At 40.1% G+C, this 23,802-nt stretch carries 17 protein-coding genes, 1 pseudogene and 1 riboswitch; of the genes and pseudogenes, 5 read left to right on the top strand and 13 right to left on the bottom strand.

From position 1 onward, the window contains the following. Window positions 1–11 precede the first annotated feature (11 nt). Genes hisD through CHH48_RS02795 form a run of 3 tightly spaced genes read right to left on the bottom strand, consistent with a single transcriptional unit; the run spans window position 12 to window position 3,018 of the window. Entirely contained in the window at window positions 12–1,289 is a 1,278-nt protein-coding gene (gene hisD / locus CHH48_RS02805; RefSeq protein WP_095217808.1) for a histidinol dehydrogenase, read from the bottom strand. Further along, window positions 1,283–1,903 carry an ATP phosphoribosyltransferase gene (gene hisG / locus CHH48_RS02800; protein WP_095217807.1) on the bottom strand — a complete coding sequence of 207 codons (621 nt, stop codon included), beginning with the start codon at window positions 1,901–1,903 and terminating at the stop codon, window positions 1,283–1,285. The genes hisD and hisG overlap by 7 nt, the downstream gene beginning before the upstream one ends. Further along, window positions 1,900–3,018 (bottom strand): ATP phosphoribosyltransferase regulatory subunit, encoded by a 1,119-nt coding sequence (locus CHH48_RS02795; RefSeq protein WP_095217806.1) that lies wholly within the window; start codon window positions 3,016–3,018, stop codon window positions 1,900–1,902. Before CHH48_RS02795 ends, hisG begins: the two co-directional genes overlap by 4 nt. 120 nt (window positions 3,019–3,138) lie before the next feature. Here CHH48_RS02795 and hisJ point away from each other — a divergent pair, with 120 nt between their 5' ends. Further along, window positions 3,139–3,966, top strand: coding sequence for a histidinol-phosphatase HisJ (hisJ, locus tag CHH48_RS02790; RefSeq protein WP_095217805.1), 828 nt, complete (start codon window positions 3,139–3,141; stop codon window positions 3,964–3,966). A 252-nt stretch (window positions 3,967–4,218) separates the two neighbouring features. Here hisJ and CHH48_RS02785 read toward each other — a convergent pair whose 3' ends face one another. Continuing rightward, window positions 4,219–5,508: a Na+/H+ antiporter NhaC family protein gene (locus tag CHH48_RS02785; RefSeq protein ID WP_095217804.1), complete on the bottom strand. Its 1,290-nt coding sequence runs from the start codon at window positions 5,506–5,508 to the stop codon at window positions 4,219–4,221. Between the two features lie 86 nt (window positions 5,509–5,594). Beyond that, window positions 5,595–5,703: riboswitch (SAM riboswitch) on the bottom strand. A 406-nt stretch (window positions 5,704–6,109) separates the two neighbouring features. On the opposite strand from CHH48_RS02785, the gene CHH48_RS02780 reads away from it, so the two are divergent. Both CHH48_RS02780 and CHH48_RS02775 read left to right on the top strand, forming a co-directional pair. Beyond that, window positions 6,110–7,309: an MFS transporter gene (locus CHH48_RS02780; protein WP_095217803.1), complete on the top strand. Its 1,200-nt coding sequence runs from the start codon at window positions 6,110–6,112 to the stop codon at window positions 7,307–7,309. Window positions 7,310–7,402: 93 nt separating this feature from the next. Beyond that, window positions 7,403–8,014: a sugar O-acetyltransferase gene (locus CHH48_RS02775; RefSeq protein ID WP_095217802.1), complete on the top strand. Its 612-nt coding sequence runs from the start codon at window positions 7,403–7,405 to the stop codon at window positions 8,012–8,014. Between the two features lie 119 nt (window positions 8,015–8,133). On the opposite strand, the gene CHH48_RS02770 is transcribed toward CHH48_RS02775, so the two are convergent. From CHH48_RS02770 to CHH48_RS20005, 8 genes and pseudogenes are all read right to left on the bottom strand, one after another. Next, complete coding sequence (locus tag CHH48_RS02770) at window positions 8,134–8,928, bottom strand: SDR family NAD(P)-dependent oxidoreductase (protein ID WP_095217801.1); 795 nt, start codon at window positions 8,926–8,928, stop codon at window positions 8,134–8,136. 19 nt (window positions 8,929–8,947) lie between these two features. Beyond that, the gene (locus CHH48_RS02765) at window positions 8,948–9,952 is read right to left on the bottom strand and encodes an AraC family transcriptional regulator (protein WP_095217800.1); all 1,005 of its coding nucleotides are present in this window, start codon (window positions 9,950–9,952) and stop codon (window positions 8,948–8,950) included. A 279-nt stretch (window positions 9,953–10,231) separates the two neighbouring features. Then, window positions 10,232–12,985 (bottom strand): heavy metal translocating P-type ATPase, encoded by a 2,754-nt coding sequence (locus CHH48_RS02760; protein WP_245840289.1) that lies wholly within the window; start codon window positions 12,983–12,985, stop codon window positions 10,232–10,234. A 15-nt stretch (window positions 12,986–13,000) separates the two neighbouring features. Continuing rightward, window positions 13,001–13,366 carry an ArsR/SmtB family transcription factor gene (locus CHH48_RS02755; RefSeq protein WP_095217799.1) on the bottom strand — a complete coding sequence of 122 codons (366 nt, stop codon included), beginning with the start codon at window positions 13,364–13,366 and terminating at the stop codon, window positions 13,001–13,003. A 559-nt stretch (window positions 13,367–13,925) separates the two neighbouring features. After that, entirely contained in the window at window positions 13,926–15,287 is a 1,362-nt protein-coding gene (locus tag CHH48_RS02750; RefSeq protein WP_095217798.1) for an amino acid permease, read from the bottom strand. A gap of 524 nt (window positions 15,288–15,811) precedes the next feature. After that, complete coding sequence (locus CHH48_RS02745; RefSeq protein WP_095217797.1) at window positions 15,812–16,828, bottom strand: 2,3-butanediol dehydrogenase; 1,017 nt, start codon at window positions 16,826–16,828, stop codon at window positions 15,812–15,814. A 45-nt stretch (window positions 16,829–16,873) separates the two neighbouring features. Beyond that, window positions 16,874–17,701, bottom strand: a complete 828-nt coding sequence (locus CHH48_RS19880; protein ID WP_095217796.1) for a methyl-accepting chemotaxis protein — start codon at window positions 17,699–17,701, stop codon at window positions 16,874–16,876. Between the two features lie 11 nt (window positions 17,702–17,712). Continuing rightward, window positions 17,713–18,045, bottom strand: a pseudogene (locus CHH48_RS20005) (methyl-accepting chemotaxis protein); the annotation flags it as partial. A 1,412-nt stretch (window positions 18,046–19,457) separates the two neighbouring features. Here CHH48_RS20005 and CHH48_RS02730 point away from each other — a divergent pair. Both CHH48_RS02730 and nspC read left to right on the top strand, forming a co-directional pair. Then, window positions 19,458–20,690: a saccharopine dehydrogenase family protein gene (locus CHH48_RS02730; RefSeq protein WP_095217794.1), complete on the top strand. Its 1,233-nt coding sequence runs from the start codon at window positions 19,458–19,460 to the stop codon at window positions 20,688–20,690. A 1-nt stretch (window position 20,691) separates the two neighbouring features. Beyond that, window positions 20,692–21,819 (top strand): carboxynorspermidine decarboxylase, encoded by a 1,128-nt coding sequence (gene nspC / locus CHH48_RS02725; RefSeq protein WP_095217793.1) that lies wholly within the window; start codon window positions 20,692–20,694, stop codon window positions 21,817–21,819. 240 nt (window positions 21,820–22,059) lie between these two features. On the opposite strand, the gene CHH48_RS02720 is transcribed toward nspC, so the two are convergent. Then, window positions 22,060–23,691, bottom strand: a complete 1,632-nt coding sequence (locus tag CHH48_RS02720; RefSeq protein ID WP_095217792.1) for a catalase — start codon at window positions 23,689–23,691, stop codon at window positions 22,060–22,062. Window positions 23,692–23,802: the final 111 nt, after the last annotated feature.

Below are 23,802 nucleotides of genomic sequence, written 5' to 3'. Positions count from 1 at the left end.
ATCCCCCTGTCTCATTTGAACCGGATATTGATTGAATCACCATGACCTGTTAGCTGTTCTTCCTCAGTAAGCTGTGTGATGGCCATCCTGCCTTGCTGCAATGCTTCTTTATCGTAATACGTGTATGTCGTTTTCTTAATAAAATCATCCACACTGAGTCCTGATGAGAATCTTGCTGTGCCGTTTGTCGGCAATACGTGATTTGTTCCCCCGTAATAGTCACCGAGTGCTGTAGGAGCATAGGAACCAAGGAAGACGGATCCAGCATGTTTTATCTTTCCTAAAGTTGATAACGGGTCAGCTGTCTGGATTTCCAAGTGTTCTGGAGCAAAGGCATTCGATAACTCGAAGCTCTCGGCCACAGAATCTGTCAGAACAAGCGCACTGTCTCCATTGATTGCAACACTTGCTATTGCTTTACGTGGCAGCTTTTCCAGCTGGCTTTCCAGCTCTTTTTCTACTAATTGAATCAAAACCTCACTGTCTGTCAAAAGGATCACTCTTGCATTTTCATCATGTTCTGCCTGAGCCAGCAAATCTGCTGCGATAAATGCAGGATCTGCTGCGTTATCCGCTATGATTGCCACTTCCGATGGACCGGCGATCATGTCTATTCCTACCTGCCCGAAGACAAGCATCTTCGCAGCGGCTACAAATGCATTACCTGGACCGACAATTTTGTCGACTGGAGTGATTGTCTCTGTTCCATATGCCAAAGCTCCAATCGCCTGGGCACCGCCAATTTTATATATTTTATCCACACCGGCAATTTCAGCTGCAGCCACTAATACCGGAGCGATCGCTTCATTATCCTTCACCGGTGTTACCATAATGATTTCCTTCACACCTGCCAAACGTGCTGGAATAGCGTTCATCAAAATTGTCGACGGATATACCGCTTTACCTCCAGGTACATAAATTCCAATTCGCTCCATCGGCAGGACGAGCTGACCGAGCTGTTTTCTCTCTTCGGCAGCCATGATGCGAGATGGAGTAACTTGCTTTTCATGAAAGGCACAAATATTTGCAGCAGCTTCCTTTAAAGCAGTCAGTGTTTCGGGTGCCACTTTGTTTTTTGCTTCCTGTATCTCGACTTCGGACACTATAAGGTTATCTGTTGTTGTACCATCGAATCGTTCAGTGTATTTCTGGACAGCCTGATCACCTTCCAGCTGGACGTCCTTTAAAATAGCCGATACAGACTGAAGCACCTCAGGATCAAAACCGCTATCTGCCTTCCTGGTGCAAAACTGTTCCAGGAATTGCGTGCTTGTTAGTTTTTTCACGATTGCGCCACCTCTTTCTGCAAGGTAGAAAGGTAGGGCTGGAGGATATTACGTTTCATTTTTAAAGATGAACGGTTAGCGATGACTCTGGCCGTGAAGTGCTGGATATCTTCGATCACTTCCAAACCGTTCTCTTTTAAGGTTGTGCCAGTCTCAACGATATCAACGATTGCATCAGCCAATCCAAGCAGCGGCGCCAATTCCACGGAGCCTTCCAACTTGATGATATCGACGGACTCGCCTTTTTCTAAGTAATATTGCTTTGTGATATTTGTGTACTTGCTGGCGATTCGCTTCTTCCGATCTGGCCAAACTTTGTTCTTCTCAGCAGCAACCGCCATCTTACAAGCTCCGAATGGTAATGGAAAGAGATTGAATACATCCGGCTGGAATTCAGAAATGATGTCTTCCCCTACGATTCCTAGGTCCGCAATACCATGCTGTACATACGTTGTCACATCAACGCCCTTAGCGAAGAAGTAGGTTGCTTGATCTGTTTCAACACTAAGTTTACGTCCTTTTTCTACTAATGGTGTACTGTCGATGCCTCGTTCTTTCAAATATGCGAGAAATTGCTTTTCTACACGACCCTTGGTTAATGCAATAACTGGTTTCATATCTCGACCACCTCGTATCCTTCTCGGCTCTGAATGACGTGATAAACTCGATCATAATTTTCGGCTGTTGCTTCTGTCCTTACGTCTACTACCGCATCTGCGTATTTATAGCGCAATGCTTCAGCTGCAATCAGACCTTGCTCATCTGTCAGCAAGCAAATACGTTCCTGTTTTTCTGGTGCCGGCAGCGCAGCCGCAAGTACATCCATATCAAATGCTAAGCCGACAGCGCTCATCTTTCCGCCAAACTGTTCATACAGCTCGTCATACCTGCCTCCTGAGAAGCATTCAGCTCCACTTTCTGCCAGGAAACCTCTGAACATGGCGCCATTGTAATATGGCAGCTGCTTTACACGTCCCAGGTCGACGATGACATCCTGCCCAAGCTCCTCAAGTGCGGCTGCAAGCTGCTGAAGCTCTTGGATAACAGGTAATAATTTGGAGTTATTTTCCCACGCCGCTGCGAATTTATCTAAAGTGGCTGTTCCGCCGAATGCGTCTGCTAATTCAGCTACTGCTTCAGCTGTTTCTTCATTTCCCGCTTCCTTCACAAGACGATATACTTCATCTTTTCGCTTATCATGCATTGCTTGTCTAATTTGAGAAGCAGCAGCTTCATCAAGTTCTAGAGAAGAAATGAATGTCTCGAAGATTTCCGTATGCCCTAACTCAATGCTATACTGCTGCAATCCAAGTTCCCGCAGGAAGCGGACTGCTGTGAACAAACTTTCATATTCTCCGTACAGACCTGGAGTCCGAATTATTTCGATGCCAGCCTGATGGCTTTCGACACCTGTATGATCTTTTTTGAATACAGATCCGGCATAAGCCCATTTCTGCTGATCCGATTGCTGATTTGCAAGAGCACGGGCAACAGCAATTGTCCAATCCGGACGCAATACTTCGATTTCTCCTTCTTCATCAAACCATTTGAGCATCTTTTTAAGCGTCATACCGGCATAAGGATTGGTAAATGTTGTGCTATACTCAATAACAGGTGTTTCAATAGCTTGATAATTTCGTAAATTCACGACAGACTGGAACTTTTCGTATATACTGACACGATTGACAAGCTGTCGACCTGTCAAATCACGGCTTCCTGCTGGTAAGAACATCTATAAGCCTCCGATTCTTTCTTTATCATTCTACCACTTTACTATGATAAAGGATTTCTGTTGATTTGAATGTAACATAATGAGATACTAACGTCAACACATAACGAAAGGAGCAAGCATATGCAAGGAGATTTTCACGTACATACCCAGTATTGCCAGCATGGCGCAGACGATAAAATGGAAGCCTATGTCCTGCAAGCAATAAAAAAGGGATTCACTCATTTATCGTTTACAGAACATGCTCCACTCCCAGAAAGCTTTACAGATCCTGCCCCACATCGTGACAGCACAATGGATCGGAACAATGTTGAAGCTTATGTAACGGAAGGAAAAGCGCTGCAAAAACAATATAAAGATGATTTGCAGATTAATATAGGCTTTGAAGTAGATTATATCAGAGGCTACGAACAAGAAACACAAACCTTCCTTGATACGTACGGTCCAGAAATGGATGATGGTATTCTTTCCGTTCATATGCTGCAAGCACCGGATAAGTCTTTCTTCTGTATTGATTACAGTGAAGAGGAATTCGGGCGTGCTGCTGATGTATTTGGCGGATTGTCACCACTATATAAAACTTATTATGAAAATCTGCGGGCTTCACTTGAAGCTGATCTTGGCTTCTTTAAACCAAAAAGAATTGGTCACATTACGTTAATTCAAAAATTTCAGCTTGCTTATCCGAAGCCAGCTGAATTTTCAAAGGAACAGCAGAACATTCTGGAAGTAATGAAGGAAAAAGGTTACGAACTCGATGTGAATACTGCTGGTCTTTATAAACCATTATGTAAAGAAATCTATCCACCAGCTGAACTTATAGCGTACGCAGCAAAGATGGGAATTCCACTCGTACCTGGTTCAGACAGTCATGCGGCTGGGGGGATTGGTAAGGGTTTTGAATATTTATCTGATTATTTTCTCCAAATTCCGCAGAGGTTAACTTTATAAATATGAAAATAACAGCTGCCCGGGTGTCCCAGGGCAGCTGTTTTCATACTTACTGAATACTATTGAAGTTTTGTTGTTGTTATTTCCCTCAGTAAAGTCTGCCTAGCATATTTTTATATTAGGTAGAACCAGTTTTTAACCACCAAGCTAGTATGTGATATCCCAATTTCGCTTGTTCCGAAATTGCTTCTATTTCCATAGTAGAAGAAAGTTTAATTAATACACATTATGCTCTGATGGAGAACTGAAAAGTCATTCTCCCGAAGTATTTTTCTTCTTCGGATATCCAATTAAGATGGCGATAATACCACAAATTCCTACCATGATTGGATAAAAGCTGTATGGGATAATACTGATTGGCGATATTCCTGCTACGGTTGCAGCAGTCAATAATTGAGCTCCGTATGGCAAAAGACCTTGGATTGAGCAAGAGAAAAGATCTAATATACTAGCTGATTTTCTCGGCTCTATCCCATACTGATCTGCAATATTCTTAGCTAATGGACCAGTAATTAATATAGAAATCGTGTTATTAGCAGTTGATACATCAGTTAGACTCACAAGTCCGGCGATACTAAATTCGGCACCCTTTTTCGTTTTAATTCTTCGCGTTGCCAGGTGCAAAATATAGTCGATTCCTCCGTTAAACTTAATTATCTCTACCATTCCAGCTATTAATATTGCAAGGAAGGCAATTTCATACATACCTGCCATTCCATCACCAATCTGTTGCATCAGGCTCATGAAATGGTAGCTGCCATCTATCAAGCCAACGGCTCCCGCGAGAACAATTCCTAAAACCAGTACGAGGAAGACGTTCATACCGATTAAAGCAAAAACTATAACTAGAACGTAAGGAACTATCTTTATCCAATTATAGCTTATATGATCTACTTGAGCTGATTCACCCATTGCAAGGAATCCTAAAATGATGCTCGTAACAATAGCTGCCGGTAACACAATCCAAAAATTAACTTTAAATTTATCTTTCATCTGTGCGCCTTGCGTACGAACGGCAGTTATCGTTGTGTCTGATATGAAGGATAGATTATCACCGAACATCGAACCACCAACAATCGCTCCCATTACCAAAGCCATCGAAAGACTGGTTTGATCACTTATCCCAACTCCAATTGGAGCTAGTGCTACAATTGATCCAACCGATGTCCCCATCGACAAGGAAATAAAGCATGCAATGACAAATAGGCCAACAACTAGTAGGTTTTGCGGAACGACTGATGTAGTGAGGTTTACAGCAGACTCTACTGCTCCCATGCCTTTGGCAACTTCAGAAAACGCTCCTGCTAAAATAAAAATAATCACCATCAGCATGACATTGGCATTACCTGCACCTTTGCAGAAAATATCAACCTTTTTAGTAAGAGATTCTCTTCGATTCATAGCCAAAGCTACACCCGCTGCTATTGTGATTGCTACTATGACCGGAAAGTTATAAAAATCTCCTGTGATAATTCCTGATCCAATAAATAAAACTAGAAAAACAATAAATGGGATGAGAGCCCATGGATTTGCATTCTTCATTGTTCCACCTCTGATTTTGTTTTACGGCAAAAAATAAAGCCCCATCTTAAATCCATAAGAAGAGGCTTTATATCTATAAAACACTCTTCTTATCTATCAAGCCGCAGCTTGCTGGATTTGGCACAGCAACTTAATCACATAAGCTCCGCTGCCGAGATTTCTTCGGGCCAGTCCCTCCATCTCTCTAAATAAGAAGAAAAGAATATTTTTTTCACAGTAAGTAGGATTATACACATCTCCTTACCTTTTATCAATAGTTTTAGAAATCCTCGATAATGCTTTCATTATAGCTCCTTATTAGAAAGACAATTACACGTGAACAGCCCTCTTTTGCGCTCTTTCAAAATTGTTGGCTGTAGCGGCTTCTAATTCTAGATTATTTCATCCTTAAAAACTTTTCGTTTCTAATTTCATGAATGTTTAAAATGAATGAAGCAGGAGATCGCTGAATAAAAATATAATTAAGTAAGTTTATGCGATTAGCTTTGTAAGTCATGTAACACAGCATTGCTTCGATGAATTATGAAGCGTGATTTATATGCCTTGCAAATTGCTAACTTTATTTGAATGTAAGCTCCCTTTATATGAATAGGAGGATATAATGTTCTTCATTTTTTTAATTTACTTATCATTTATCAGCTTAGGATTACCTGATTCTATACTGGGGTCTGCGTGGCCGCTTATGAACACTGACCTTGGCGTTCCGATTGGGAATGCAGGTATTGCTTCTATTATCATATCTATAGGAACAATAATATCCAGTCTGTTTTCATATAGATTAATTAGAGTTCTGGGTACTGGTAAAATCGTTATAATAAGTATAGCTATGACTGCTATTGCACTGCTTGGTTTCTCATTTTCACCTTCTTTTATATGGCTATTATTATGTGCCATACCACTAGGTCTAGGCGCCGGAGCAGTGGATGCAGCTTTAAACAGGTTTGTTGCTACTCACTACGAAGCAAAACATATGAACTGGTTACATGCTTTCTGGGGAGTTGGAGCCCTGCTCGGTCCTGTTATCTTATCCATATTGGTTTTTTGGGGGAATTCTTGGAGAAGTGGTTATTTCACCATTTCAATATTGCAGTTTGCATTAGTCCTGCTGCTACTATTTTCACTTTCAAAGTGGAAAAAATACGAAGATACGGATAGTAATACAATTCAATATACGAAAGAAATCAATTCAGAAAGCAAAATGGGATTGCTGAACTCGTTTAGGAGAAAAGGCTCTGCCTTTGGAATGGTATCATTCTTCTTGATAGCATCAACAGAAGCTTCCATGATGCTTTGGGGTTCTAGTTATTTAGTTAGAATAGAAGATATTCCACCCGAAAATGCTGCGGGCTGGATCTCCTTATACTTTATTGGTATGACAGCTGGCCGTATGTTAAGTGGATTTCTTTCCATCCGCATTAACAATGAATCTTTGATTCAGATAGGTTGTACTTTGACTGTTTCTGGTTTATTGATTATGTTACTTCCATTACCAATCATTTTTACACTATTATCATTTATAATTATAGGGATGGGCCTTGCACCAATCTATCCTTCCATGTTGCACCAAACTCCTGTTTATTTTGGTAAACATAATTCTCAAGCAGCGATGGGGATTCAAATGGCCTTTGCTTACACAGGAGCTACTCTTGTTGCACCCTTATTAGGACAGTCGCTAGCGACTATTTCCTTTTTAATATTCCCTTATTTTCTGTTAGCTTGTGTAGCCGGAATAATGTTCTGTCGATTGATTTTAATTCGCTCAAACAAAACTGGCGTTGAGCCTAAACGACTGAGTCAATGACTACCATCTTGAATTTCCTGAAATGGCAGAACGTATTTAATTATGTTATCTGATATTATAATCTATCTATTTAAGGAATGAGGTTTTTTACATATGGTTAAGAGTATTAAAGATAGCCTGCACAATAGCAGCATGTATCTACCAGGAGATAAAGAGTTAGCAGAACACCAAACCTTATGCCTAGAACGACTGTACGACTTTAATCAAACGCGTCCAAGCGAATTGAAAAAAAGAGAAGCTTTACTCAAAGAGATGTTCGCTGACATTGGGGAAGATTGCTATATCGAGCCTCCACTTCACGCAAATTGGGGCGGCAATCATGTTCACTTTGGAAAGAATGTTTATGCAAACTTTAATTTAACTTTAGTAGATGACACTCATATTTACATTGGAGATTATACAATGATAGGTCCTAATGTAACGATAGCAACAGCTGGGCACCCTATCTTGCCCGAACTACGTGAAAAAGCATATCAATTCAATGTACCTGTAACCATAGGAAGAAACTGTTGGATAGGTGCTGGTTCCATACTTCTTCCAGGTGTTTCTGTAGGAGACAATACAGTCATTGGAGCTGGTAGTATAGTTACGAAGGACATCCCTTCCAATGTTGTAGCTGTAGGAAATCCTTGTCGAGTACTCAGAGAAATTAATGACTATGACAAAGAATTTTATTTCAAGGATTTAAGGGTATTAGAGAAATAATAAAAGAAGTCACACTTTACTTCATGTGTGGCTTCTCTTTATAAGCTTGAACAGTCCAAAACTTCAATAAAAACGTTTAAGAAGTGTTTGACATTATTAAAAAGGCGCGAGAAAAGTCTTTAATAAATCGTTGGAATCATCCCTCCATCCATTCGGATTGGGGACCCTTTAAACGCTGAAGCATATGGACTACATAAGAATACAGCGAGTCTTCCTATCTCAATCGGTCTAATAAATCGCTGTATGTCAGATTGAGGTTGATTATGGATCATAAAATGTTCTTCTTTTTCTGCAAATGTCATGTCTTCATCATTGTATAATCCCTCAATAATTTGTTGAACATTTTCAGACAGAGTGGGTCCTGGCATAATTGTATTAACCGTAACTTCAGATCCTTTTGTTAAAATGGATAAACTCTTTGATAAAGACAAGAGCATGGATTTTGTCATACCATATTGAGGCATTAGCCCAGAAGGCATTACTGCTTCTTCACTCGCAATAAAGATAATACGGCCATCATTATTTTCTAACATTCTCGGTAAATAATATTTGGATAAGCCATTTGCCGCCAAGACGTTGGTACGGAAGTATTTCTCCCATATGTCATCGGTGATTTCTTCATATTGCATTATTTCATAGATGCCCATGTTGTTAATTAAGATATCTACATCCGGGAATTTCTCTAATAATGCTTTCCTTTGTTGAATATCAACAATGTCAGCTGCAGCATTTAGCGGCGTAGTAGCTGGATAAGCTGTCTTGATTTCCTTAACAATTTCTTCTACATCTTCATTATTCCGCCCATTTATAAGGACGTTAACCCCTTCTTTAGCTAGTTCTAAAGCAATTGCTTTCCCTATTCCCTTTGTAGAACCAGTAACTAAAGCAGTTTTATTATTTAATGCCATTTCCATCTTGTTTTCTCCTTTGATATTATTTATTAATGTTATTTTCAGCCCGCCAATTCAATGGGGTATTCCCTTCCCAGAAACGAAAGGCACGATAGAATGAGCTTTGATCTTTATAACCTAGAAGGAAAGCTACTTCTTTAAGATCTAAAGTTGAGTTCGCTAAGTATTCTCTTGCCTGTTCATGACGTACTTCCATTAAAAGCGTTTTAAAGCTAGTTTGTTCATCAGTCAGCCGGCGTTGCAAGGTACGTCCGCTCATACCAAGTTCACTTGCAATATCTTGTAAGTCTAGATTTTCCTTAGTTAAACTGCGTTTTAAAATCCACTTTACTATCTCTTTTATAGAGGGACTGTTCCTGTATCTTTCTAATGTTTGATCCAATACTGGAGTTAAAATCTCCAGCAATTCATCATTGTAAGAAATAAATGGACGATCAAGATCCTCTCTGTTCAATGTCAATCGGTTACGTTCAGCGTTGACTTTAATAGGACAACCAAAGTAATCTTCAAGTTCTTGTAGTTGATTCATTGAATGTGTAAGTTCTACTGAAGTTGCTTTTATAGGCAAACCAGTGCCGCGGCGTCCAAGTTCTAGTAAAAACACAAGTAACGTTCCAATTAGCACTGGCGGTACAGGCAGATCAGCATTCTTCCAAGTGACTTCAATCGTGCATTGGGTACCTTTTTCTACAATTTGAATATTTTCTGGAGGACACATTTTTTTGTAACGAGCCATTCTGTTTAAAGCATCCCTATAGTCACGGGCATGGTATGCTGCCAGTACAGGTGGTGGATATTGAGCAGTTTCAATTGCTGTTGGAAGCATAAGCATTCCAGCGCCTGTGTTATCAATAATGTCAGAAAAAGCTTGCCATATTCTGATATATTGCTCTGTAGTAACCTCTGATTCAGTTATGACGGTGAGAGGCATCTTTGCTTTTCTAACCACTTCTTGAGCAGGAATTCCAAGTTGAAAAAAACCTTTCCAGAGTCCGTCTGGAATCTTTATATAAATTTGTGCAGTCATGAATTGTACCTCTTTCTATCTATACATTAAGTAGTGGACACTTAAGTATGATTAGTTAAAGCGATAGTTATTTTATTTTAATTATAATATCTAGTGAAGTAATTAGCATTTTCCGACAATACAGTTGCAATAGACGTCAATGTGCGCACCCTTGTACCTCCATTTATCTTAAAAACGCAAAAAAGCTCGAAGCCCTTAGCACTAATGGTTTCAAGCTTTTACGAGTCATCAAAAATAGGCCCTGTTTGTGTAATATAACCAAACAGGGCCATGCATTTGTTATTTTAGTCTGAAAAGACGTAAACTGTTCAAGATTACAAGCAGTGCTGCGCCTGTATCACTAAGTACAGCTATCCATAATGTCAACCAGCCTGGAAGGATTAGCACTAATGCTACCACCTTAATCAGGATGGAGAACCAGATATTTTGTTTGATGATGTTCAAAGCTTCCTTACTAAGCTTCATTGTGAACGGGAGTTTTTCCAGATTATCAGCCATCAAGACTACATCGGCTGTTTCAATAGCTGTATCTGTTCCAGCTCCACCCATCGCAATACCTAGGTCTGCAGTGGCAAGTGCCGGTGCATCATTGATACCATCACCGACCATCGCTGTTTGATGCCCCTCCTGCTGTAACTGCTTGATGGACGTTACCTTGTCCTCTGGAAGCAGGTTGGCAAAATAGCGTGTGACTTTGGATTTTTCTGCCATGAGAGCGGCAGTTTTCTCATTATCACCCGTAAGCATGACGATTTCTTTCATCCCTACTGCTTCCAATTGTTTGATGGCCTTTACAGTAGTAGTTCGGATGATATCTTCCACGCAGATGACACCCACAATTTCCGTTTCGTTTCCGATGATGACGATTGTTTTCGCCTGCTCTTGCAACTGTTCAATTACTCCAGGAATATCTGTTACGTTCAATTCCTCGAATAGTTTTCGGTTTCCGGCATAGTAGTTGATACCGTCTATTGTGGCACGGACACCTTTACCAGCAATACTTTGGAAGTTCTCTCCTGTCAACACACTGATTTGTTCTTCCTCGGCATAGTTCACAATAGATTTTGCAATTGGATGGTTAGAATAAGCTTCCAATGTTCTTGCTATATGCAGCAACGACATTTTATTGCCGACAAACACTTCGATATCGGTGACTTTTGGTTTACCTTCTGTTATTGTACCGGTTTTGTCGAACGCAATTGCTTTAATTTTCCCTGCCTTCTCTAAGAAGGTTCCTCCTTTGATCAAAACACCATTTTTAGCAGCATTCCCTATTGCTGAAACAATTGCTATTGGAGTTGAGATAACCAGTGCACATGGACAAGCAATAACTAAGAGTTCAAGGCCCCGATAAAACCATTCGCCCCATGTACCAAGATTCAATAGTGGCGGAGCTGCCATGATGAGCAATGCTACAACAAATACAATTGGTGTATAGATACCTGCAAACTTATCGATAAAAGCTTGTGTTGGAGCTTGCTTACCTTGTGCTTCCTCCACTAATTCAATAATTTGTGCAATTTTTGTATCTTCTACTAATTTGGTTACTTGAATCTCTAATGTACCGTGTTCATTCACCGTACCAGCAAACACCGAATCGGACACTATTTTATCAACGGGAATCGATTCACCAGTTATGCTGGCTTGGTTGACACTGGATTCCCCTTTGACAATTTCTCCATCAAGCGGAATTCTATCACCAGGCCTGACTACGATAATATCAGCTAGAGTGACATCTTCTACGGGGACTTGCATCACGTCGTTCCCTCGCTTGACCCATGCTTCCGGAGGCGCTAAATCCATCAATTCTTTAATGGAATTACGCGTGCGGTTCACTGATTTTATTTGAAGTACCGCCCCGAGCGAGAAGAGCCAAACTACAAGTGCTCCTTCCAGCCATTCCCCAATAATGGCTGCGCCAATCGCAGCAACAGACATGAGCACATTCATATCCAACGAGCGGCTCTTCACTGCATAATAAGCACTCTTCACAGGTTTATATCCACTGATAAGCATTCCTGCTGCAAAAAGGAAAGTGGAGATAATCGACGGAGCATTCAAGAATGAGATACCGTATCCAGCAGCAAGCAAAAGTCCAGAAAGCACAACAGAAAGTGTACCAAAATCAATGGATTTCTTGGCTGGTTCTTCATCCTGACGATTCCTTTTAGATGCTAAAGCCGTTGTATAGCCTGCTTTTTTGACTTCGCGAATAATCGTTTCCTGATTAGAAGAATGCGTAATGTTCATTTTACCTGTAGAGAAGTTGACTTCTACACGCTCTACCTCAGGAATGGTTCGCAAGTGATTTTCAATGGTTTTGGCACATGCACCACAGTCCATTCCCTCTACCAGAAATACTTCATCTTTATCCTTACGGGAATGAATTTGCTCTGCTCCATAACCAAGTTTTGAAACAGTACGAGGTATTTCGCGCAATATGTCTTCATCATTGGAGGCTACCTTCATCTTGCCAGTACTGAATTGTACTTCTACCGACTGTACCCCTTGCATTTTAGAAACTGACTTCTCTATCGTCTTTGCACATGCGCCGCAATCCATTCCAGAAACCGCGTATTGTACCAGATTGGAAGGAGGAAACAAGACTGCTGTTTCTGATCCAACACTATTGGAAGTATCTTGACTGTAGCTCTCATTAGCTGAAGAGCTACAGCATGAAGAACCAACTGGTTCTTTAGAAGTAACGGTAAAACAGCACGAGTCTGTGGTTCCCGATTCATTTGAATCACTGCAGCAGCACGATGATCTTTTCTTTACAGTGGAAGTGCTATAACAATTAGATGCTGGTTCTTCTGCAGAGTTGGAAGAACAGCATAAGGCTGAGGGGTCAGGTTCATCCGGTTCAGTGCTGCAACACGATGCTTTTTCCTCTACTTGGGTGGCAGTTGGAGCAGATGCAGCCATTGAGGTGTTGGAGTTTAGTGATACAGTTGTCTGTTCCGTATTGCTGCAGCAGCTTTGCACTTCATTATTGCTGTTTTGGCAGCAGGACTTTTGTTTAGGCTCTTGCATAAGGCATTCTCCTTTTTAAGACAATACTTTATCTCTATTAAGGACCATTTTGGTCGCTAGCTCGACAATGACATTGTCCTCTAATTTGTAGTAAACCGTTTTTCCTTCCTTTCTTGTACTTGCAATTCCTGCTTTCTTTAAAGTACGAAGATGATGAGAGGTAGTAGCTACACTACAGTCAATGATATTTGCCATATCACAAACACATAGTTCTTCCTCAATTGTTAAAGCACATACAATCTGCAGTCTTGTTTCATCCGCAACCGCTTTCAGTATTTTTGCGACATCAACCGTATTTTGATCTGTCATCTGCTCTTTCACACGATAGACCTTATCTTCATGAATACAAGTAACTTGGCAGAGTGCTTTATCTGAAGTCATATAAAAACCTCTCTTATTAAAAAGTATGTTTGAATGTATTGTAAAACAAACAATTTGAACAATCAAATATATATTTGAGCATTATATGAAAAAAGAAGAAACTTGTTCCAATAAAAAAACCGACTGATGTCGGTCCTTTCACTCTTTTCCATCTTTACTCCACATTGTTTCCGAGTTATGATGTTGCGAAGTATATTCCAATTGTATTGTAACGTGATGTATTTTCATTCATTACAATGTGACAAGATAGAGCATTTGGACCTCATAATAGCCCATTGATAAAGATTATGTACTTTTACGGCCTCTGTTGGCTGCTCTACTATCTTTAAGACACATTGTGGAGAAACATTAGATGGAGTTTTCCTATATAAATCTTTAGTGAAGCACCAGCCACGAATTAAGATCAGAATTGTTATTAACACACTAGCAGCGGGATCAGCCTCACTCGGAAATAGAATAGAAGTAATGCAAGGATAGCCCTTATATGGCCTAGTATATCGCGCCTATCATATGCAAGAGCAAAATAGAAATGCGTGTCCCTTCAAAGGACACGCATCACTCATTTTTTCTTCAGTTTATACCCTATTAAAAGTATCAGTACCCATATAGGCAATATATAAAGAGCCAAACGATAATCTGGCATGAAGCCTATAATAACAATCACCGCTGCTAGGAATAGCAGCACAACATAATTGGAGATAGGATACAATGGCAGCTTAAAGGATAACTTGCTTGCTGCTTCCTTTCCTATGCGCTTTCGAAATGCTAAATGAATGATAATGATCATACTCCAGTTGATTATGCCTGCAACTGTTGCAGTTGCCATGACGTAGCTAAATACCTTTTCTGGCATTAAGAAGTTGATAATAACAGCAATTCCTGCCACTCCAGAAGAAAGTAAAATAGCTGGTACTGGTGCACCTGTCTTTTTCTCAGTACGCTGTAGAAACTTTGGTGCGTTACCTTGTTTCGCTAACGAATGCAGCATACGTCCATTACTGTACAAACTACTATTGTGCGCCGACACAGCTGCAGTCAAGACAACAAGATTCAATATTCCAGCTGCTGCCGGTATACCGACTCCGCCGAGTATTTGGACAAATGGACTGCTTTCCCCGTCTATTTGATTCCATGGGAAGATAGACGTAATTACAATCATTGAACCAACATAGAAGATTAAGATGCGATAAACAACCTGATTGATTGCTTTGGGAATCGTCTTTTTTGGTGTTTCAACTTCACCCGCTGTTATACCTACTAGTTCGACACCCCCGAAGCTAAACATAACAGGTACAAGCGAAAGAAGAATGCCTATCATCCCGTTTGGCAGGTATCCTCCTTCATTAAATAAGTTGGAGAAACCGGTCGGTACACCATTATTTCCAATACCAGTGAAGATGATTAATAAGCCCAGAATTATCATACCTATAATAGCTACCACTTTGATTAGAGCAAAATAAAACTCGAATTCGCCAAATAACTTGACGCTCAATAAGTTAATGCAAGTAATCAGGATAAGAAATCCAAATGCTGTCAGCCAAGTCGGTACTTCCGGAAACCAATATTGAACGTATATGCCGACGACCGTCAACTCAGCCATCGTTACTGCTACATAATTGAACCAATAGTTCCATCCAGAGAAAAATCCGAAAAAGTCTCCTAAATTCTTATACGCATAATAACTGATTGAACCTGAGTTTGGCGTATCAACTGAAAGTTCACCCAGTGCTCGCATGATAAAGAAAATCATCAAGCCGCCTACCAGATAAGCAAGTGGGATAGCCGGTCCTGCTAATCCGATGGAAGAAGCAGAACCATAAAATAGGCCCGTTCCAATTGCTCCGCCCAGTGCAATCATCTGTACATGACGGTTTTTTAAACCTTTTTGTAAATCATTAGTCGATCGGTTGTTTCTTTCCATAACAAAAGCTCCTTGCTACCTATCTTCTCACGTTGTTCTATATTGTTTGATAGCAAACAATTCACCAATAGGCCATCTAATACAGAAAATGAGTGAACAATGTGGGATATTTCATATGATATATCAAATAAACTTAATGATAAACCTATAAAGAAAAATCACTCCTTAACTTTCTATGTGCACATTGTACCATTGTAGGTTCTTCCTTCAATAAAAAGTCTCTTGTAACCGAATTAGAGCTATTACTTCAACTGCCATTCATTTACCTTTCTGCCAATGACACAAAATGCTCTTTTGGAGCTATATCCTTGATTCACTAACCTCTCTACAGTTATTTATTGCCTATCTAAACTTTAATATAGCTTGAAAGTGAAAGAAACATCGATGAAAGAACAACTCATTCAAAAAAAATAATATATTTTCTGGATTCTTTAGGTAAAAAAACTCCCCTTTCAGTAAACAGTTTAATTTTCAACTGTCTACTTGAATGGGGAGCATACAAACCGATCTTCCGCTTTCCTATCTTAACTAGGTTTAACTAAGATCTTACATTCATTTTTATCACTTATTAGTTTTTCAAAACCATCTTCTACAATGTTATCTAACGCTATAACACTTGTAATAACTGGCTCAACATTCAATGATCCCTTCGCTAACAAATCAATTGATTGAGCAAAGATATTATTGTAACCAAGAGAGGAATTTATTTTCTTCTCACTGACTACTTGCATTGTCGGGTGGTAGTTAACTGGATTCGCAAAAACACTGACAATCATGAATTCTCCATTAGGTTTGATGCAATCAAGAGACTGGTTGAATGTAGCTTCCACTCCAGCAACATCAAAGGAAACATCCACTCCGCCATTCGTATTATTCTTAATGACTTGCACTGCATCTTCCTCTATCGGGTTTATAACGATATCCGCACCCATTTCTAAAGCTAATTTTCTGCGTTCCTCACTAACTTCAGCCACAAAGATCTTGCTAGCTCCTGCTGCTCTCAAACTTTCTGATAAGAGCAGTCCGATGGGTCCTGCACCAAAAAGCGCTACGCTGTCGCCAATTTTAAATTTGCTTTTTCTGATTGCTTGTAATACAACAGCTAGAGGTTCTATTAATGCTGCAAACTCATAGCTGAGTGTATCCGGAAGTGCAAATACATTTGCTTCTTTTACTACAACGTATTCTGCAAAACCGCCATTCTCATGAATTCCGTATGACTTCATGTCAGGACATATATTATAATTACCCGTTTTACAAGTATCACACTCTCCACATCCCCAAATCGGTTCAACAGCTACTCTATCGCCTGTTTTAAATCTAGTTACATTGTCGCCCACTTCAACAATTTCACCTGTAAACTCATGACCCAAAATCATCTTGTCTTCTGTTACAAAGGTCTTATGTAGGTATTCGTGTAAATCAGTACCGCATATACCTGCGAATTTAACTTTAATTTTAACCGTATCCTTGGATACTTCCGGTTCAGTGATATTCTCAACTTTTACATTTTTCGATCCGTAATATACTAAAGATTTCATCGTATTATCCCCTTTTTCAATTAACTAGTTATGTCCTAGTCTCTATTAGTTTGTAATGTCTTTTATGTATTGTCCAATATCATTGCTTTGTTCATCGAGATTTTGTATGTCTTCCATGAACTCCACCATTACACGGGATTGTTCTTCGGAGGCAGTGGAAACTTCACCGATACTCACAGTCAAATTCTCCATGTTTGTCCGTATTTCCTGAAGCGATTGACCGATCGTACCGACTGCTTCCTTCGTTCCGATGGAAAGCTTACGTATTTCATCTGCCACGACTCCGAATCCTCTCCCAGCATCACCAGAACGGGCTGCTTCAATAGCTGCATTCAAGCCTAACAAGTTGGTCTGTGTAGAAATATCTTCGATCAGTTGTACAACCTTACTAATCTCCTGAGAATTCTCATTTGCATGGGCTGCTTGACCATTGATATCCGTACTCGTAGCGGAAAGCTCCTCAGCCTGCGCAGCAACTTGCTGTACTTTTCCTTGCAGACTGCTGACAATAGCACGTAATTCATCCAGCTCTTCATCTAATATTTCTTCATCTTTTAAGGTTTTGGTGATTTGAAATACACCGACAATCTCTCCGTTTTCATCACGAATAGGATTAGCGGAGTATTGCATACCGACACCATATCGCTCTTTTGGAATATGTATTTGTACCTTTTCTCCATGTAGTGCTTGACGCAGTATATCGTTATCCTCGGAAAAAGCAAAATCGCCGACATTAACGCTATAATCAAAGTCTTTCGACTGGGAAGAAAAGATAAAATTCTCTGTGTCGGTAACGACAACAGCGCAATTCTCACCAAGGTTTTTTTTGATTTCAGGTGCTAGATGGACCAACGCTTGTAATGTTAGATTCATATTCTAATCTCCTATTCCTGGTTAGTTACTTTCTTCATTGTTTCGATGATTTGTTTGCTCTTTTCGTCCAAAGCTTCTATGTCACTCATGAATTCGACCATGACGACAGACTGCTCCTCTGATGAAGTGGAGACTTCATTAATGCTGAGTGTCAGGTTTTCAATGCTGGATCGTATCTCGGTCAAGGAACTACCAATTGTCTGCACTGCTTCCTTCGTATTGTCGGAAAGTTTACGGATTTCATCTGCCACTACGCCGAAGCCTTTTCCTGCTTCCCCAGAACGAGCTGCTTCGATGGCTGCATTTAATCCAAGAAGATTTGTCTGTGTGGAAATTTGTTCAATTAATTGAACCACTTCACCTATTTGGCGGGAGTTTTGGTTTGCATTGTTCGCTTGCTGGTTAATGTCACTACTAGTAGCAGAAAGTTCCTCTGCTTGTGCAGCTACATGTTGTACCTTACCTTGCAATGCATCGATGACCTCATTCAGTCTGCTAAGCTCCTTATCCAGCTTATCTTGATGCTCCAAAGTCCGAGATAAAGACAAAAGACCAACAATTTCGTTTGTTTCCATATCCCGAATAGGAGTTATGGAAGTTACGACCGGTACGCCGAATATTTCAGGATCTTCGGTTTTAGAAATAATGTGTTCCCCTTTGATTGCTCGCAAATAAACCTCGTGTTCATCAAGTCTTGATTTTCCTGCTTCAACGTCCAGCTTCAAAAGCGTTGATGGGGCAAAATATACAAACTTCTCTGTATCCATTACACCTATCGCGGCTGTCGGGCCTAGTGTATCTTTTATAATGGGGGCAATATTTACTACTGCCTGAATTGTAGAATTCATATATTACAAGCTCCTTTACACATGATTCTTCTTTATATCGGTAAGAAGTACTAGAAAGTGAAGTTTTTCACTAGAAAAGGTCTAATTTTGTCACATTTTGTAGAAAATAAAATTGCAATGCGACACTAGGAAAGTGTTTATTTGCTATATATTCCCCTGCTTCTTTAACTTATTTTGTCTTTCACTTTGTCTATGCAGGGGTATCAATACTAGGAATCTTGCGGTATTCTTTGGTGGTTTATATTAAATTATATTTTCTTAATGAGTTTGAAGTATCTCATGTATGGTACATCCGAGTTAGCCTTATTTATAAATAATTAATTTTGTCTATTGCTATATAATTTGTGTATGTTAATATAATAGGTGCATTATTTGGAAAGCTGCTATTCAATATATCTGGATCTTTCCAAGCAGATAATTTTTGACCACTTCTCTCTTAATGAGAAGTTTAAGGGCCATACGGACAGCCGGGTCAAATGCCGATTGGCAACTTTAGTTGCCCTATTGATTGAGTTAGAAGCTCAAATTTTATAAGTTGGTTACTTTACAACCAGTGCATTTGCACATCAACTTGTGAAACGGTCAATAAGAGTGGTAAAAGTAATTATTTGCTATTAGACTCTGATCCTTTTTGATATATTCTTGAATATTAAAGAGCTTTCTTGCAAAAGTTTTAGTTTAATAAACTGCTTTTGTTCTGGAGTACCTATGCTATTTTAATATTGATAATTATATCTAAAGCAAGTGTGATGCGCGATTAGGCGTATTTGGCACTTGCTTTTTTGTTTTTAGGGAAATAGATCAAGGTATCCTTTCCTGTAAGCATGCAAGTGGCATTTACTCTAAGCTTGGTTGTTTCGGTATTCTTCTTTACTAGAAAAAATCTATCTTAGTTAGGAGACAAAAGAATGGGTAAAGCACTTATTATTGGCGCTGGCGGCGTGGCATCAGTAGCTGTTCACAAAGCCGTTCAAAACAGCGAGGTATTTGAAGAGATTTGTATCGCTAGCCGTACAAAATCTAAATGTGATGATTTAAAAGCTAAATTAGATGGCGGTAAAACAAAAATCACCACTGCACAGGTGGATGCGGATAATGTTGATGAGCTTATCGCTTTAATAGAAGAGGTAAAACCGGATATCGTGATGAACTTGGCTTTGCCTTATCAGGATTTAACGATTATGGATGCTTGTCTTGCAACAAAAACACACTATATGGACACGGCAAACTATGAGCCAGAAGATACAGCGAAATTTGAATATAAATGGCAGTGGGAATACCGCGAGCGTTTTGAAAAAGCAGGAATTACAGCTCTATTAGGTAGCGGTTTTGATCCAGGCGTAACAGGAGTGTTTTCTGCATATGCACTAAAGCATTACTTTGATGAGATCGAATATATCGACATTCTTGATTGTAATGGCGGAGACCACGGCTATCCTTTCGCAACGAACTTCAATCCTGAAATCAATATTCGCGAGGTTTCTGCTAACGGAAGGTATTGGGAAAATGGTGAATGGATTGAAACGAAACCGATGGAAATCAAGCGTGTTTATGACTTCGCTGAAGTTGGCGAGAAAGACATGTATTTGCTTTACCACGAAGAGCTTGAATCTCTTGCAGAAAACATCCCAGGAATTAAGCGTATACGTTTCTTCATGACATTCGGCGAAAGCTATCTTACACACCTTAAGGCTCTTGAAAATGTAGGAATGACTTCTATTGAACCAATTGAGTTCGAAGGAAAAGAAATTATTCCACTTCAATTCCTAAAGGCTGTACTACCAGATCCAGCAACACTTGGACCACGTACAGTTGGAAAAACAAACATTGGCTGTATCTTCAGAGGTAAAAAAGACGGTCAAGATAAAACATACTACGTATACAATGTCTGTGACCACCAGGCATGCTATAAAGAGGTTGGTTCTCAAGCCGTCTCTTACACAACTGGCGTCCCTGCCATGATTGGCGCATCTATGATCCTGACTGGAAAGTGGAACAAACCGGGCGTATTTAATATTGAAGAGTTTGATCCAGATCCATTCATGGAAGAGTTGAACAAATGGGGACTTCCATGGGTAGAAGATTTCAATCCTGTGCTAGTTGATGATTCAGTGGTTAAAGAACAGGAGTCAGTACGTTAACATGCGGTTTGAAGAATTACCAACCCCTTGTTACGTAGTTGATGAAGATCTTATTGAAAAAAATCTTGAAATCCTTAATGGCGTCATGCAGCGTACAGGAGCAAAAATTGTGTTGGCGCAAAAAGCTTTTTCCATGACAACAATGTACCCTTTGATTGGAAAATATTTAAGCGGCACAACTGCGAGCGGCTTGTTCGAAGCTCGTCTAGGTTATGAGGAAATGGGCAAAGAAAATCATGTCTTTGCCCCTGCCTATCGTGAAGATGAAATCGACGAGATCATATCCATTTGTGATCATATTATTTTCAATTCCTTCTCTCAGTTGGAGAAATTCAAAGATAAAGCTCTTCAAGCCGGCAGGAAAGTTGGCTTGCGAATTAATCCTGAATGCTCTACGCAAGATGGACATGACATCTATGATCCATGTGCGCCAGGTTCCAGATTCGGTGCGAAACAGGAAGATTTTTCTTCAGATTTGCTTGATGGTGTCTCAGGACTGCACTTCCATACCCTTTGTCAGCAGAATTCGGACGATTTAGAGACAACTCTAAATGCGGTGGAAGAAAAATTTGGTCAATGGCTGCCACAAATGGAATGGATCAATTTCGGCGGCGGCCACCATATCACTAGAGAGGATTATAATATCCCTACACTAGAAGCTTGCATTAAAAGAATGCAGGATAGATATGGTTTAGAAGTATATCTTGAGCCCGGAGAAGCTATTGCGCTTGATGCAGGCTATTTGATTACATCTGTACTCGATATTCATAAAAATGAAATTGAAATTGCCATTCTTGATACCTCAGCAACTTGTCATATGCCTGATGTATTGGAAATGCCATATCGCCCTCCCCTATTTGGTTCAGGCGAAACTGCCGAGAAGCCATTCACTTATCGACTTGGCGGACAAACCTGCCTTACTGGCGATGTAATAGGAGATTATTCTTTCGATCAGCCATTAAAAAGCGGCGACAGATTGGTTTTTGGAGACATGGCTATTTACTCAATGGTGAAAACGAACACATTCAACGGTATGCCGTTACCAGCCATTGCGGTCCGCGATAAAGATGGCGATTGCCAAGTTGTACGCGAGTTTGGCTATCAAGACTTTAAGATGAGATTAGCTTGAAAATAAGACGTTCGTTTAAAGTTAAGATATTTTAAATATCAAACTATTTTAGTTCCTTAACTAACAACAAGAAAAGGTCAACCTAATTTGGGTTGACCTTTTCTTGTTTCTGATGCTTATCAGTTTAATCATTACATGCACGCTTAGCTGGGATTAGGGACATCGAATAGATGAAGTTATTTCTTACATACAAAAAGGCTGTCACAATTAATTGACAACCCTTTGTACAAACTCTATTTCTTAATACTCATCTGATTCGCGACTATTTTCCACTGCTTCATCGGTTGCTTCATTGGCCGCTAGTGAACCTTGTCCGAATTTAGTTTTTCCTGCTTCACGCCCTGGAAGTTTATCTTCCTCGTTATTTTCTTTGATTTCTTTCAACTTCGCTTCAATGCCTTCCTTTACGCGGCGGCCATACTCTTCATCTGCTTGTGTGAAGTGTTCAATCATAGCGCTTTGAATTGATTCATCACACACCGCTAACGCATTGGACAAGTTATTGATTAACTCATCTCGCTCCCAATCTTCAAAATTGCGATAGGTTTCGCCTGCTTGTCCATAGTTATTCGGACGATCGATTGGCGCGCTCATTGCTGCTGCATTAAACGTAGGGCGATGCTGCGGACGCTCTCCTTTATCTGCTTCCTGTAATCCGCCTAGCATAGATGGTTCATAATTGATATGTGGATTATCACCGGACTCTTTTGGATCACGGAAATCCATTTGTCCACGATGCTGATTGGTGTGGATAGTTGTTTTAGGTGCGTTGACCGGCAGCTTCAAATAGTTCGCCCCTACTCGGTAGCGCTGTGTATCGGAATACGAGAAAGTACGGCCTTGCAGCATTTTGTCATCAGAAAAGTCCATTCCATCGACAAGTACGCCAGTACCGAATGCAGCTTGCTCAATCTCTGCATGATAATCAACTGGATTACGGTCTAAGACCATCTTTCCTACTGGAAGCCATGGGAATTTATCTTCCGGCCATAGTTTTGTGTCATCAAGAGGATCAAAGTCCAGTTCCTCATGGTAGTCATCCTCCATGATCTGAACAAATAGTTCCCATTCGGGATAATCTCCTTGCTCTATTGCCTCATATAGATCCTGTGTAGCATGACCAGTGTTTTTCCCTTGGATATAATTGGCTTCCTCCTGGGTCAAGTTACGGATGCCTTGCTTCGGTTCCCAGTGATACTTCACTAGGACAGCCTCACCCTTTTCGTCAACCCATTTATAGGTATTAACGCCTGAACCTTGCATATGTCGGTATGTTGCAGGTATACCATATGGAGAGAACAAGAATGTAATCATATGCGTTGCTTCTGGAGAACGTGAAACAAAATCAAACATACGCTGCGGGTTCGGAACATTTGATGCTGGATCAGCTTTAAATGCGTGAATCATGTCTGGGAATTTCATCGCATCACGGATAAAGAAAATCTTAAGGTTGTTACCAACCAAGTCCCAGTTACCATCTTCTGTGTACATTTTTACAGCAAAACCACGAGGATCCCGCTCTGTTTCAGGTGAATCTTTTGAGCCTGCTACAGTAGAGAAACGAACCATTAAAGGTGTTTTCTTACCAGCGCCTGAAAAGACTTTTGCCCGCGTATACTTCTCTACAGGCTCGTCCCCTACTTTTCCGTATGTTTCAAAATAGCCAAATGCACCAGCACCTCTTGCGTGTACCACACGCTCTGGTACCTCTTCCCTGTCAAAATGGGAAATTTTTTCGATGAAATGATAATTCTCAAGTGTTGCCGGACCACGGTCACCAATCGTACGGATATTCTGATTATCCGTTACAGGATGCCCCTGTCTAGTGGTTAAAGTTTTTCTCTCAGCATTTTTATCTTTATTCTCAGCCAAATTGGTGTACCTCCTTAGATTATTCAAAATAATACTAACATTCCAATTTTAATTCTTCAATTAAGACACTTGTTATTTAATAAAAGTTATTCAATTGTAATGATTATAATA

The sequence above is a fragment of the Terribacillus saccharophilus genome, assembly GCF_002272075.1.
In the GTDB taxonomy this organism is placed as follows: Bacteria; Bacillota; Bacilli; order Bacillales; family Amphibacillaceae; genus Terribacillus; species Terribacillus saccharophilus_A.
Note: the sequence above shows the minus strand (reverse complement) of the source record. Positions and strands in the feature narration are given on the sequence as shown.